This window comes from Parasphingopyxis sp. (genome assembly GCF_052168275.1).
GTDB lineage: Bacteria > Pseudomonadota > Alphaproteobacteria > Sphingomonadales > Sphingomonadaceae > Parasphingopyxis.
This window is the reverse complement of the sequence record NZ_JBQLZM010000094.1, coordinates 1-11660: the sequence shown is the minus strand read 5'-3', so window position 1 is coordinate 11660 and position 11660 is coordinate 1. Positions and strand designations below refer to the sequence as shown.

The 11660-nt window shown below is 66.2% G+C and carries 14 protein-coding genes; 13 read left to right on the top strand and 1 reads right to left on the bottom strand.

The window, feature by feature from the left end; translation table 11 throughout:
- The 5 genes from ACTS1X_RS08470 to ACTS1X_RS08450 form a co-directional block, all read left to right on the top strand.
- Positions 1–530: alpha/beta fold hydrolase (locus tag ACTS1X_RS08470; RefSeq protein WP_442613951.1), on the top strand; the 530-nt coding region annotated here is incomplete at its 5' end.
- Between the two features lie 123 nt (positions 531–653).
- The gene (gene rplU, locus ACTS1X_RS08465; protein ID WP_442613952.1) at positions 654–1187 is read left to right on the top strand and encodes a 50S ribosomal protein L21; all 534 of its coding nucleotides are present in this window, start codon (positions 654–656) and stop codon (positions 1185–1187) included.
- 2 nt (positions 1188–1189) lie between these two features.
- Positions 1190–1456, top strand: a complete 267-nt coding sequence (gene rpmA / locus ACTS1X_RS08460) for a 50S ribosomal protein L27 (protein WP_442613950.1) — start codon at positions 1190–1192, stop codon at positions 1454–1456.
- Positions 1457–1623: 167 nt separating this feature from the next.
- Positions 1624–2172 carry a GNAT family N-acetyltransferase gene (locus tag ACTS1X_RS08455; RefSeq protein WP_442613949.1) on the top strand — a complete coding sequence of 183 codons (549 nt, stop codon included), beginning with the start codon at positions 1624–1626 and terminating at the stop codon, positions 2170–2172.
- 100 nt (positions 2173–2272) lie between these two features.
- Entirely contained in the window at positions 2273–2716 is a 444-nt protein-coding gene (locus tag ACTS1X_RS08450) for a Rid family detoxifying hydrolase (RefSeq protein WP_442613948.1), read from the top strand.
- Positions 2717–2719: 3 nt separating this feature from the next.
- Here the strand turns inward: ACTS1X_RS08450 and ACTS1X_RS08445 are convergent, their stop codons facing one another.
- Entirely contained in the window at positions 2720–3583 is an 864-nt protein-coding gene (locus ACTS1X_RS08445) for a metal-dependent hydrolase (protein ID WP_442613947.1), read from the bottom strand.
- Positions 3584–3632: 49 nt separating this feature from the next.
- Between ACTS1X_RS08445 and ACTS1X_RS08440 the strand changes: the two genes are divergently transcribed.
- The 8 genes from ACTS1X_RS08440 to ACTS1X_RS08405 all read left to right on the top strand — a co-directional run bounded on the left by ACTS1X_RS08440 (position 3633) and on the right by ACTS1X_RS08405 (position 11509).
- Entirely contained in the window at positions 3633–4226 is a 594-nt protein-coding gene (locus ACTS1X_RS08440) for a TetR/AcrR family transcriptional regulator (RefSeq protein ID WP_442613946.1), read from the top strand.
- Between the two features lie 18 nt (positions 4227–4244).
- Positions 4245–4709 carry a hypothetical protein gene (locus ACTS1X_RS08435; RefSeq protein ID WP_442613945.1) on the top strand — a complete coding sequence of 155 codons (465 nt, stop codon included), beginning with the start codon at positions 4245–4247 and terminating at the stop codon, positions 4707–4709.
- A 73-nt stretch (positions 4710–4782) separates the two neighbouring features.
- Entirely contained in the window at positions 4783–5823 is a 1041-nt protein-coding gene (gene obgE / locus ACTS1X_RS08430) for a GTPase ObgE (RefSeq protein WP_442613944.1), read from the top strand.
- A complete protein-coding gene (gene proB, locus ACTS1X_RS08425; protein WP_442613943.1) occupies positions 5808–6932 on the top strand; it encodes a glutamate 5-kinase in 1125 nt (374 codons plus the stop codon). Before obgE ends, proB begins: the two co-directional genes overlap by 16 nt.
- Entirely contained in the window at positions 6929–7840 is a 912-nt protein-coding gene (locus tag ACTS1X_RS08420; RefSeq protein WP_442613942.1) for an NAD-dependent epimerase/dehydratase family protein, read from the top strand. Before proB ends, ACTS1X_RS08420 begins: the two co-directional genes overlap by 4 nt.
- A 132-nt stretch (positions 7841–7972) precedes the next feature.
- Positions 7973–8215 carry an acyl carrier protein gene (locus ACTS1X_RS08415; RefSeq protein ID WP_442613941.1) on the top strand — a complete coding sequence of 81 codons (243 nt, stop codon included), beginning with the start codon at positions 7973–7975 and terminating at the stop codon, positions 8213–8215.
- Positions 8212–9465: a serine palmitoyltransferase gene (gene spt, locus ACTS1X_RS08410; protein WP_442613940.1), complete on the top strand. Its 1254-nt coding sequence runs from the start codon at positions 8212–8214 to the stop codon at positions 9463–9465. The genes ACTS1X_RS08415 and spt overlap by 4 nt, the downstream gene beginning before the upstream one ends.
- An 88-nt stretch (positions 9466–9553) precedes the next feature.
- Positions 9554–11509, top strand: a complete 1956-nt coding sequence (locus tag ACTS1X_RS08405; protein ID WP_442613939.1) for an ATP-binding protein — start codon at positions 9554–9556, stop codon at positions 11507–11509.
- Positions 11510–11660 lie beyond the last annotated feature (151 nt).

Below are 11660 nucleotides of genomic sequence, written 5' to 3'. Positions count from 1 at the left end.
GGAGCGCGAAATGCTGCGCCATCGCGCTCCAGCATGGCCGGCGCACCAATCGGCTGATCCTCGTCGCGACGACGGCGGGGATGCTGATGGTGCCCGGCAAGTTCGAGGCGCTGTCGAAAATGGCGGATCCGCGCCGCTATATCGATCCGAAATTCATGGAGACGCATTTCGAGACGTTGTACGGCGGATCGACCAGGGGCTCGGACGGCCATATCCACCGGATCAAGCCGCCCTCCAAGATCGGCTATTTCTACCAGCTGATCGCGATGCTGGGCTGGACGAGCGCCCCCGCCCTGCCCTTCCTGCGCAAGCCGACGCTGATCCTGACCGGCGACCGGGACCCGATCGTCCAGCCGATCAACGGCAAGATCCTCAACACGCTGATCCCGGGCAGCGAGCTTGTCATCATCGAGGATGGCGGCCATCTGTTCATGCTCAGCCATCCCGACGAGTTCATCGCCCATGTCCGCGAATTTCTGGACCGGGACCTGGATGGCGAGGCGAGCGGCGAAAATGCCGAGGCGGCCTGAATTTAGACGCCGCCATCGGTTGACATAACGGCATAGTTCCCATATTTGGCGCGCTTTCCCGCGCGGGGGTTTGGCCGTGGCCTTGGCCCTGTGCGGATCGCAGAATTGATGAAAGTTGGTACCATGTTCGCAGTCGTGCGCACGGGCGGCAAACAATATCGCGTCGCCGAAGGTGATGTAATCACGGTCGAGAAGATCGCTGGCGAAGCCGGCGATTCGGTCTCGTTTGACGATGTCCTGATGGCCGGCGAAGGCGCCGACCTGAAGGATGTGAAGAACCTCACCGTGTCCGGCGAGATCGTCGAACAGGGCCGCGGCGAGAAGGTCGTCATCTTCAAGAAGAAGCGGCGCCACAATTACCGTCGCAAGAACGGCCACCGCCAGATGCTGACCCAGATCAGGATCACGGGCATCGGCGGCGCGAAGAAGGCGCCGGCCAAGAAGACCGCGGCAGCGAAGACCGAGGCCAAGGCGGACACCGCCGAGACGGCCAAGGCCGCACCGGCGAAGAAGGCGCCCGCCAAAAAGGCTCCGGCCAAGAAGACGGCTGCCGCCAAGACGACGACCGCGGCAAAGAAGGCTCCGGCCAAAAAGGCCCCGGCCAAGAAAGCGCCCGCCAAGAAGGCAGCGCCGAAGACAGACGATAAGGACGCGTAACCATGGCACACAAGAAAGCAGGCGGTTCGTCGCGCAACGGTCGCGACTCCAACCCGAAATTCCTGGGCGTCAAGAAGTTCGGCGGCGAAAGCGTCGTGGCCGGCAACATTATCGTGCGTCAGCGCGGCACCAAATGGATTCCGGCGGACAATGTCGGTCTCGGCCGCGACCACACCATTTTTGCGCTCGTGGACGGCACCGTCCGATTCAAGAAAGGCCGCAACAACCGCACCTATGTGGGCGTGGAAATGGCGCAAGCGGCGGAATAAAGGACAGTCGATAAAGGGCTGTCCTCAGGGAGGGCAGCCCGAGGGTTCCGGAAACGGGGCCGATTGAGGGAGACGGGCTGGCCCGATCTCCCTTTTTTATGGTCTCCCTCATATAACCGTCACCGAAAGCGCGTACAGGGCGCACCGGGGGCGGCATGGAGAGAGACATGTTCGCGGTTACGAAGAGACTGTTGCTCAGGCCCGGTTGGATAGAAGAGGCCCCCGTCCTTGCCGAGACGATCGCCGACGAGCGCATCGCCCGCAATACGGCGCGGATGCCCTGGCCCTACACCCGGGAAGACGCCGAAGCGTTTCTCGCGCGCGAACCCGATCCCGACTATCCGAACTTCCAGATCGTCGACCGCACGGTCGATCCGGTACGGATGATCGGCGGGGTCGGCTTCATGGACGGCGACGGGGCGCCGGAGCTGGGCTACTGGATCGCACCCGATGCCTGGGGCCGCGGATTCGCCACCGAAGCGGGCAAGGCGGCGATAGCGGCGGCGCGCGCGTCGCTCGGCTATCGGCGGATCGTCGCCGGCCATTTCGTCGACAATCCGGCGTCGGGCCGCGTGCTCGAAAAACTCGGCTTCCGGCGGACGGGCCGCGTCGAACCGCGCGATTCCAGGGCGCGGGGCCGCGCGGTCGATTGCGTGATGTTCGAATGGTCGGACGAGGACATGGCCGACACCCTCCCGCCGGCGCTCGCCGCCTGACCGGCGCCGGCGGGAGGGCGGTGGAGGCGCTCCGCTTTCCTTGTATTCGGGCACCCTCTCGTCCACGATCCGGGCTTTGATCGAGGAGGGCGAGGGTCCGATGCACGGAAAATTGTTGATGGCGGCGGCCGCGGCGCTGCTCGGCGCGGGCGCGGCGGCGGCCCAGGCGGATGTCGATTTCTATCCGGGCGCGGCGGAGGCGCTGGATCTGCCGTTTTCCGAGGCCGTTCGCGTCGGCGATCTCGTTTTTCTGGCCGGACAAATCGGAACCAGTCCCGATACGGGCGCGCTGGTCGATGGCGGCATCCGCCCGGAAACGCGCCAGATGATCGAGAATATCGGCCGCATCCTGCGGGCCAACGATCTCGATTTCGGCGATGTCGTCAAATGCACGGTCATGCTGGACGATATCGGAGAATGGGCTGCGTTCAACGCGGTCTACCGCGAATATTTCACCCGCCCCTATCCGGCGCGCAGCGCCTTCGGCGCCGATGGGCTGGCGCTTGGGGCGCGCGTCGAAATGGAATGTATCGCCGCGCGCTAGCGGCTATTCCGCCGGTACCGCGTTGCGCGGCATCACCGCGTCTTCATATTCGCTGTCCGCCAGCCGGATCAGCGGGCGGTCGTCATGGTTCCAGGGATGGAAACCGGGCAGAAAATAGGCGAGCCAGGGCTTGAGCGCCCGGCGCAGCTGGCCGGGCCGGCCCCAGAGATACCAGTTGATCCGGGCGAGCGCCCGCCAGCCGGTGATCCCGTCTTGCGCCAGCAGGTCGCGCATCCCGCGGATCCGCCGCGGCCAGAACATCATCGTAACGAGCAGCATGACCCGCGCCTTCACCGTCCAGCGCTGCCAGCGGGACCAGCCGCGCGTCGCATGGAGCCAGGTGTCATAGGCGACGCCCTTGTGCTCGATCTCCTCGATCGCATGCCAGCGCCACAGATCGGCCCATTCCCGGTCGGCGCCGTTGAGCAGTTCGGGCACCGAGAGGAACTGATGCGCCAGGATCGCGGTATAATGTTCGAGCGCCATCGTCACGCAGAGCGCGATCAGCGGCGGCCGGTCCCTGGTCTTTTCGAGGGATTCGTCGACCACCCGCTCGAGCGGCGCGATATCGTAGCCGGTTTCGACCACTTTGCGGTTGAACGCGACATGCTCGCGGCTGTGCATGACTTCCTGCTGCACGAAGGCGCGGATTTCGCGCTCGAGCTTGGGCGGGACGCCGTCCCGATGCGCCTTGACCGCCTCGATGAAATAGGCCTCGCCCTTGGGGAATGTCACCGACAGCGCGTTGTAGAAAGCCGTCGCGACGGGATCGTTGTTCATCCACCAGCGCGGCTGCTGGGAGTCCCGCCCGAAGCGCCGGCCGCGGGGCGTGATCTCAAGGTCGACAGGGGTCCTGTCTTTGGCCATGGTGCGACTCCATTGCGATTTATTCAGCATCTGAAGGCTACTTACACTGATGTCAATAGCGAGAAAGCGCCTGACCCCCGAACAGAGCCGCACCGCCGCGTTGAGAGCGGCGCGCGAGATCCTCATCGAGGCGGGGCCGCAGGCCGTTACGTTGAAGGCCGTCGCGGGGCGGATCGGCCGTACCCATGCCAATCTTCTCCATCACTTCGGATCGGCGTCGGGGCTTCAGCGGGAACTGGCCCGATCCCTGGCGGAAAATGTGTGCCAGACCATCGGCGAAGTCGTCCTGAAGGCGCGGTCCGGCGAAGCGGACCCGCGCGAGATCGTCGATCTCACCTTCGACGCGTTCGACAAGGAGGGCGCAGGCGCGCTCGCCAGCTGGATGATCGTTACCGGCAATGAGGATGCGCTCGATCCGATCGTGGAGACGATCGACAAACTCGTCGATCAACTGGGCGAGGGCCATGACGACATGGCGATGCACAAGGATACGCTGGGCCTGGTATTATGGGCATTGGGCGATGCCCTGCTGGGCGGCCCGCTGGCCCGTTCGCTGGGCCTGCCGCGCGAATCCGCGCGCGATATGGCGGCCGAACAGTTGAGCGCATCGCGGGAAGCCTATGGGTTTGCCAACGACAGGTGAGGATCGATGCGCAATATTATGACCACATGTTTGAGCGCGGCTGCGGGGTTGGCTTTGGTGGCCTGCGGCCAAGGCGAACAGGCGGCCGGGGAACGGGAAGCGGAAACCGACGATCGCGCTGAAGCGATAGAAATCGATACCGCCAACCTGACGGTATCGGACACGAACTGTCAGGTTCTGACACGCTGGCCGCAAGGCGAGACCGGCGATATCGCCAGCCCGGTCTCGAACGAAATTGCCATGGCCGCCGACAATTACCTCTCCTTTAACGGTGAACCGACGCCGCGCGACGGCGTCGCTCAATATCTCGAAATCGTCGCGACGATGCAGCCGGTACCCCCGGTGATTTTCGTTCTCGACGGATCGGAAAATTGCGACGAGGCACGCGGCGTATCGGAAATGATCGAGGATATCGTCGAATGCAATCCGGGTGTCTGCACCGCAGTGATCCGCGATCCAGACGATGGCGGAACAGTCGGCTGAAACCCGTTCGCGGACTCAGTGAGTCGGGGCTTTTGACCTAGCAGCCGGTCGCCGCAATCCCTACACAGGCGGGATGCACTTTCTCGACCAGGCCAAGATCTACATTCGCTCGGGCGCGGGCGGCCCCGGGGCCGTCAGCTTCCGGCGCGAGAAATATATCGAATATGGCGGCCCGGACGGCGGCGACGGCGGCAAGGGCGGCGATATCGTCTTCGAGGCGGTCGAGGGCCTCAATACGCTGATCGACTTTCGCTACGCCCAGCATTTCAAGGCGCCGCGCGGCAAGGGCGGCGCGGGCAAGCAGCAGACCGGCGCGGGCGGCAAGGATCTCGTCATCAAGGTGCCGGTCGGCACGCAGATACTGAGCGAGGACAAGGAAGTGGTGCTCGCCGATTTTACCAGGGCCGGGCAGCGCAAGACGATGCTCGAAGGCGGTATCGGCGGGCGCGGCAACCTGTCCTACAAGAGTTCGACCAATCGCGCGCCGCGCCAGCACCAGCCGGGTGAGCCGGGCGAGGAAATGTGGGTCTGGCTGCGGCTGAAGCTGATCGCCGACGCAGGACTGCTCGGCATGCCCAATGCCGGCAAGTCGACCTTCCTCAACGCCGTTTCCAACGCCAAGGCCAAGGTCGGCGCCTATCCGTTCACGACGATCCACCCCAAGCTAGGCGTGGTCGAGCACAAGGGCCGCGATTTCGTGATGGCGGATATTCCCGGCCTTATCGAGGGCGCGGCCGAAGGCGCGGGAATCGGCGACCGGTTCCTCGGCCATGTCGAGCGGTGCCGCGTGCTGCTGCACCTGATCGACGCGACCGGCGAGGATCCGGTCAAGGCCTGGCGCACGGTGCGCGAGGAGCTGACGGAATATGGCGCTGGGCTGGCCGACAAGCCGGAAATCGTCGCGCTGAACAAGGCCGACCTGCTCGACGAGGAACTGATGGAGGCGCTGTGCGCCGAGCTGGCCGAAGCGACGGGCGCGACCGTCCTGCCGCTGTCCGGCGCCACGGGCGCGGGGCTGGAGACCGTGCTCGACCATGTGATCGAGGCGCTCGGGTCGCCGCCGCCCGTCGACGAGGTAGAGGCCGAGGAAAGCGAAACATGGTCGCCGCTCTGACCGCGTTCGCGCCGGACGACTGCGCCCGCCTCGTCGTCAAGATCGGATCGTCCCTGCTGGTGGCGGACGACGGCACGGTCCGGCGGGACTGGCTCGCGACCCTGGTCGGAGAACTGGCCGAACGGCAGCGCGCGGGACAGAAGATCATCCTCGTTTCCTCTGGCGCGATCGCGCTCGGGGCGCGCCTGCTCGGGCTCGAAGGCGGCGGGCGCAGGAGCCTGGACGATGCGCAGGCGGCGGCGGCGGCGGGCCAGATCGCGCTCTCGCAATGCTGGGCCGAGCTGCTCGGCGCACACGATCTCCGGGCCGCGCAGATCCTGGTCACGCTCGGCGATCTCGAGGACCGGCGGCGCTATCTGAACGCGGCGGCGACGCTGGACCGGCTGCTTCGTCTCGATGCCGTCCCGGTGATCAACGAAAATGATTCCGTGGCGACCGAGGAAATCCGCTTCGGCGACAACGACCGGCTCGCCGCGCGCATCGGCCAGGCGGCACGCGCCGACGGGATCGTCCTGCTCTCCGATGTCGCCGGGCTCTACAGCGCCGACCCCCGCCGCGATCCGGCCGCAGAACTGATCCGCTCGGTCGACACGATCGACGCGCGGATCGGCGCGATGGCCGAGGGCGCTTCGGCGATGGGATCGGGCGGCATGGCCTCGAAGGTGGAGGCGGCGCGGATCGCGACGGCGGCCGGCATGCCGCTGGCGATCATATCGGGCCAGCAGGACGCCCCGCTCACCACCTTCGCGAAGACCGGCACCGGCACGATATTCACCGCCGACCGCGCTCCGTCGGCGCGCGAGGCCTGGATGGCGGGGCGGCTGACCTCGGCCGGGCGCATCGCGATCGATGCGGGCGCGGCCCGCGCGCTGCGCGACGGGAACAGCCTGCTGGCGGCCGGCGTGACGGCGCTAAACGGGACCTTCGGGCGCGGCGACGTCGTCGATATCGCCGACGCAGGCGGCACGGTCATCGCCCGGGGCCTCGCCGAATATGACAGCGACGCCGCGGCGAAGATCATGGGCCGGAAAACCGGCGAACTCGAGGCGATCCTCGGCTACGCGCCGCGCTCCGCCCTCGTCCATCGCAACCATATGGTCCTGCTGTGAGCGTGATCGCGGTTACGGGCGGTACGGGCTTCGTCGGCGGGCATCTGCTGCGCATGGCGGTCGAGGCCGGCCATCGCGTGCGGGCGCTGACCCGGCGCGACCAGCCGCCCTGGCCCGGCATCGACTGGATATCGGGGAGCTTGTCCGAGCAGGAGAATCTCGACCTGTTTGCGCGCGGCGCGGATGCCGTGATCCATATCGCCGGCGCGATCCGCGCTCCCGACCGGGACGGCTTTGCCGCCCCCAATATCGGTGGCACCGCCGCCGTCATCGACGCCGCCCGCACTGCCGGTATCCGGCGTTTCGTCCATATTTCGTCGCTGGCGGCGCGCGAGCCGGACCTTTCCGACTATGGCTGGTCGAAAGCGGAATCCGAGCGCGTCGTGCGGGATGCCGACCTCGACTGGACGATCATCCGCCCGCCCGCGGTGTACGGCCCCGGGGACGGCGAAACGCTCGATCTGTTCGCGATGGCCGCCCGGGGGCTGGTGATCCTGCCGCCCGACGGCCGGACCTCGCTGATCCATGTCCGCGACCTGTGCGCACTCATGCTCGCGACGATCGATGCGGAGGCGGCCATCGGCGCGGTCTACGAGCCCGATGACGGAACGCCCGGCGGATTGAGCCATGTCGCTTTCGGCCGGGCGCTCGGCCGCGCGGTCGGCCGCGACGTGCGGACGTTCTCCATGCCCGCGCCGCTCGTCTGGTTCGGGGCGCGGATGGACGGGCTGTTCCGGGGCGAGAACGCGAAACTGACGCCGGATCGCGCACGCTATTTCTGCCATCCCGACTGGGTCGTCGATCCGGACCGGAAACCGCCGGCGACGCTCTGGATGCCGGCCATTCGGCACGATCAGGGACTGGCGGATACCGCGCGCTGGTATCGCGAGCAGGACTGGCTGAAATAGCCGGAAAACTGCGGTTACAGGCCGGTCTTCGCCGACGGATATCGCGCGATCCGCGCTGAATTCGACAATCCTTTGCCGTTTTACCGCCGCATTCGCTTGGCAAGCCATTTTCATACATTTTAGGGACGCATTATGACAGACCGCGCGACGACCTTCGCTTCCGTGAAGGATCTCATCGAACCGTTCAACGCAAAGGGCGTGGAGCTCGATGAAAGCACGACCTTCGCCGGCGATCTCGAATGGGACAGCCTGACGGTGATGGATTTCGTGGCGTCGATCGAGGACGAGTTCGATATCGTGATCACGATGAACCAGCAGGCCGAGATCGAAACCGTGGGCCAGCTTGTCGATGCCGTCGAGGAGCTGAAAGAATGAACGCAACGACCACCGAGGCGGTACTGCCGGAAACCGAAGAACCGCAGGCCACCGACCTTTTCGCCAAGTTCGAACCGCTGATCCAGGAACGCGAGAACCTGCTCGCCTCGGGCGTGCGCGATCCGTTCGCCATCGTCATGGACGCGGTGAAATCGCCGACCGAGGCGGTGATCGACGGCAGGGACACGATCCTGCTCGGCACATACAACTATATGGGCATGACCTTCGATCCCGACGTGATCGCCGCAGGCCAGGAGGCGCTCGAGAAATTCGGGTCCGGAACGACCGGCAGCCGCGTGCTCAACGGCACCTATGTCGGCCACAAGGCGTGCGAGGAAGCGCTCCAGGAATTTTACGGGATGGACCATGCGATGGTCTTCTCCACCGGCTATCAGGCCAATCTCGGCATCGTCTCGACCCTGGCCGGGCGCGGCGACTATGTGATCCTCGACGCCGACAGCCACGCATCCATCTATGACGGCTGCTTCCTCGGCAATGCGGACATCGTCCGCTTCCGGCACAATAACGTCGAAAATCTCGAAAAGCGGCTCGCCAAGCTCCCGCCCGAGGCGGGCAAGCTCGTCGTGCTCGAAGGCGTCTATTCGATGCTCGGCGATATCGCGCCGCTCGACGAGATGGTCCCGATCGCCAAGAAATACGGCGCGATGGTGCTCGTCGACGAAGCGCATTCGATGGGCTTTTTCGGCGAACATGGCCGCGGCGTCGCCGAAGCGCAGGGCGTGATCGACCAGGTCGACTTCATCATCGGCACCTTCTCGAAAAGCGTCGGCACGGTCGGCGGCTTCTGCGTTTCGAACCACCCGAAGACCGATTTCCTGCGGCTCGTCTGCCGGCCCTATACCTTCACGGCATCGCTCCCGCCCTCGGTCGTGGCGACCGCGACGACCTCGATCCGCAAGCTCATGCACGCGGGCAACAAGCGCGCGCATCTCTGGGAGAACAGCAAGCGGCTGCATCGGGGCCTGCGCGATCTCGGCTTCACGCTGGCGACCGACGAACCGGAAAGCGCCATCCTCGCCGTCCTCCTGCCCGACCAGGAAAAGGCGGTGCGCATGTGGCAGGCGCTGCTCGAGCATGGGCTTTACGTGAACATGGCGCGCCCGCCTGCAACGCCGGTCGGCGTCTATCTGCTCCGCTGCTCGCTCTGCGCCGAGCATACGGCCGAACAGGTCGAGCAGATCCTCGGCATGTTCGAAGCCGCCGGCAAGGCGACCGGCGCGATTTCCTAGGGCGTTCGCACGTCCAGCCGAACCGTATCGGGGGACGAACAGAGCCCAGCCGCTATCCGCGCCCGGCCGGCGGCCCTATAGCATTTCCATGGTGGACGGATATCGGGGCGCTTCAATGGCCGCCTCCGCCAACAAGGAGGTCTGGCGGCGCGGATTCGCCAGTGCGGCGGCGTTGGCGCTCACGCTGCTGTTCGGCGCGCTCGTCTATCTGGTCGTCGAGTCCAACGACGAGCGCGACGCGGCCGCACGCAGCGAACGCCAGAGTTTCGAGACGATCATGGTGGTCCGGAACATCGAGGAATCGATGGCCCGGGCCGAGGTCGCACTCGGCCGCTTCGTGATCAACGGCGACAGCACGCCGGCCACCATCTATCGCAACGAGCGCCGGGCCGCCGCCCGGCAGATCGAGAACCTCCAGCGGATCGTCCGCGACTATCCGGCCCAGGCCGAGCGCGCGGAACGGCTGGAAACGCTCTACGACGCCTATGGCAGCGAACTCGCCGCCATCACCCGCCTGACCTCGGCGGGGCGGAATTTCGATGCGCTCGCCCGCTACAACAGCGTCGCCAACAGCCGGAACGGTGTCGCCGCGATCGAAACGCTCGACGAGATCGCCGACTATGAACGCGGCTTGCTGAGCGGGCGGTCGGCGGCGCGGATCGAGACCAACGAGCGGGCCCGGATACTGGCCAATCTGCTGACCGTCGCCGGGATCATCCTCGCCATCGCCGCGCTGATCCTCGCCTATGCGACGATCCGCGCCTTCCGCCAGCGCTTCGACGCCGACCAGCGTGCCGAGGAGCTGGAAGACGCGGTCGCCGAACGGACGGCGGAACTCGAAGCGCTGAACGCCCAGCTGCGCGCCGAGGTCGCCGAGCGGACGGCCGCCGAACAGAAGCTGAACCAGGCGCAGAAGCTCGAAGCCGTGGGCCAGCTGACCGGCGGCATCGCGCATGATTTCAACAATATGCTCGCGGTCGTGATCGGCGGCCTGGATCTCGCCAAGCGGAAGATGGCCGAACAGCCGGACCGCGCGACCGAGCATATCGAGAATGCGCTCGAGGGCGCCAATCGGGCCGCGGCGCTGACCCGTCGCCTGCTGACCTTCGCGCGCGCCGAACCGTTCCTCCCCGAAGGCACGGACGCCGCCGCGCGGATCGATTCCATGGCGGACCTGCTCAGCCGGTCGATCGGCGAACGGGTCACGGTGGCGATCGAGGCCGATAGCGATATCTGGCCGATCTGGGTCGACCCGCACCAGCTTGAAAATGCCGTGCTCAATCTCGCGGTCAACGCCCGGGACGCGATGGACGGAAAAGGCGAATTGGCGATCGCCATTCGCAACCGGACGCTTTCGGACGGCGAGGCCGGCGAGATTGCGGGCGGCGACTATGTGCAGATCGCGGTCACCGATACCGGCAGCGGCATGGACGATGCGGTGATCGAGCATGTGTTCGAACCCTTTTTCACCACCAAGCCGGTCGGCAAGGGAACCGGGCTCGGCCTCAGCCAGATATTCGGCTTCGTCCGCCAGTCGGGCGGCGATGTCAGGATCGATTCGACCGTCGGCGAAGGAACGACGGTGTCGCTGTTCCTGCCGCGCTTCGACGGCGACGTCGTCGCATCCGAAACCGGCGATGCGGCACAGCCTGCCGGGCGGCTCACGGCGGACGGCCTGACCATCCTGCTGGTCGAGGACGATCAGCGGGTGCGCCGTTCGACGACCGCCGGGCTCGAGGAACTCGGCCATACGGTGCTCGCCTGCGCCAACGGGCCGACGGCGATCGATGTGCTGGCCGAGCGCCCCGACATCGATCTGCTGCTGACCGATGTCGTGATGCCCGACATGACGGGGCCGGAGCTTGCGAGCCATGTGGCCGGCAGCCACCCCGACCTGCCGGTGATTTTCGTGACCGGCTATGCGCGCGAGGCGATCGACGGCGAACAGTTTTCGGGCCATGCGATCCTGCGCAAGCCGTTTACCCTCGCCGCTCTGGAAGACGCCATCGCCAACGCGGCGCCGGGCAACCGGCGGACCGGCTAACGTACGGCTCCGCGCAGCAACAGGCGCGGCAGCAGCGCCAATGCGCCGAGCAGGGGCCAGCGCCGCTGCCAGGGCCGGACCGTGATCTCGGTTCCGGCGTGGCGATTGATCTTCCAGGCCAGATAATCGACGCCGCCGGCATAGGTCGCGC

Excerpts from the sequence above, each read along its gene's own strand:
- spt (WP_442613940.1), top strand. The coding sequence starts at position 8,212 with ATGAACGCAACGACCACCGAGGCGGTACTGCCGGAAACCGAAGAACCG.
- ACTS1X_RS08440 (WP_442613946.1), top strand. The coding sequence starts at position 3,633 with ATGTCAATAGCGAGAAAGCGCCTGACCCCCGAACAGAGCCGCACCGCC.
- ACTS1X_RS08405 (WP_442613939.1), top strand. The coding sequence starts at position 9,554 with ATGGTGGACGGATATCGGGGCGCTTCAATGGCCGCCTCCGCCAACAAG.
- obgE (WP_442613944.1), top strand. The coding sequence starts at position 4,783 with ATGCACTTTCTCGACCAGGCCAAGATCTACATTCGCTCGGGCGCGGGC.
- ACTS1X_RS08450 (WP_442613948.1), top strand. The coding sequence starts at position 2,273 with ATGCACGGAAAATTGTTGATGGCGGCGGCCGCGGCGCTGCTCGGCGCG.
- ACTS1X_RS08445 (WP_442613947.1), bottom strand. The coding sequence starts at position 3,583 with ATGGCCAAAGACAGGACCCCTGTCGACCTTGAGATCACGCCCCGCGGC.
- rpmA (WP_442613950.1), top strand. The coding sequence starts at position 1,190 with ATGGCACACAAGAAAGCAGGCGGTTCGTCGCGCAACGGTCGCGACTCC.
- ACTS1X_RS08455 (WP_442613949.1), top strand. The coding sequence starts at position 1,624 with ATGTTCGCGGTTACGAAGAGACTGTTGCTCAGGCCCGGTTGGATAGAA.
- rplU (WP_442613952.1), top strand. The coding sequence starts at position 654 with ATGTTCGCAGTCGTGCGCACGGGCGGCAAACAATATCGCGTCGCCGAA.
- ACTS1X_RS08415 (WP_442613941.1), top strand. The coding sequence starts at position 7,973 with ATGACAGACCGCGCGACGACCTTCGCTTCCGTGAAGGATCTCATCGAA.
- ACTS1X_RS08435 (WP_442613945.1), top strand. The coding sequence starts at position 4,245 with ATGACCACATGTTTGAGCGCGGCTGCGGGGTTGGCTTTGGTGGCCTGC.
- proB (WP_442613943.1), top strand. The coding sequence starts at position 5,808 with ATGGTCGCCGCTCTGACCGCGTTCGCGCCGGACGACTGCGCCCGCCTC.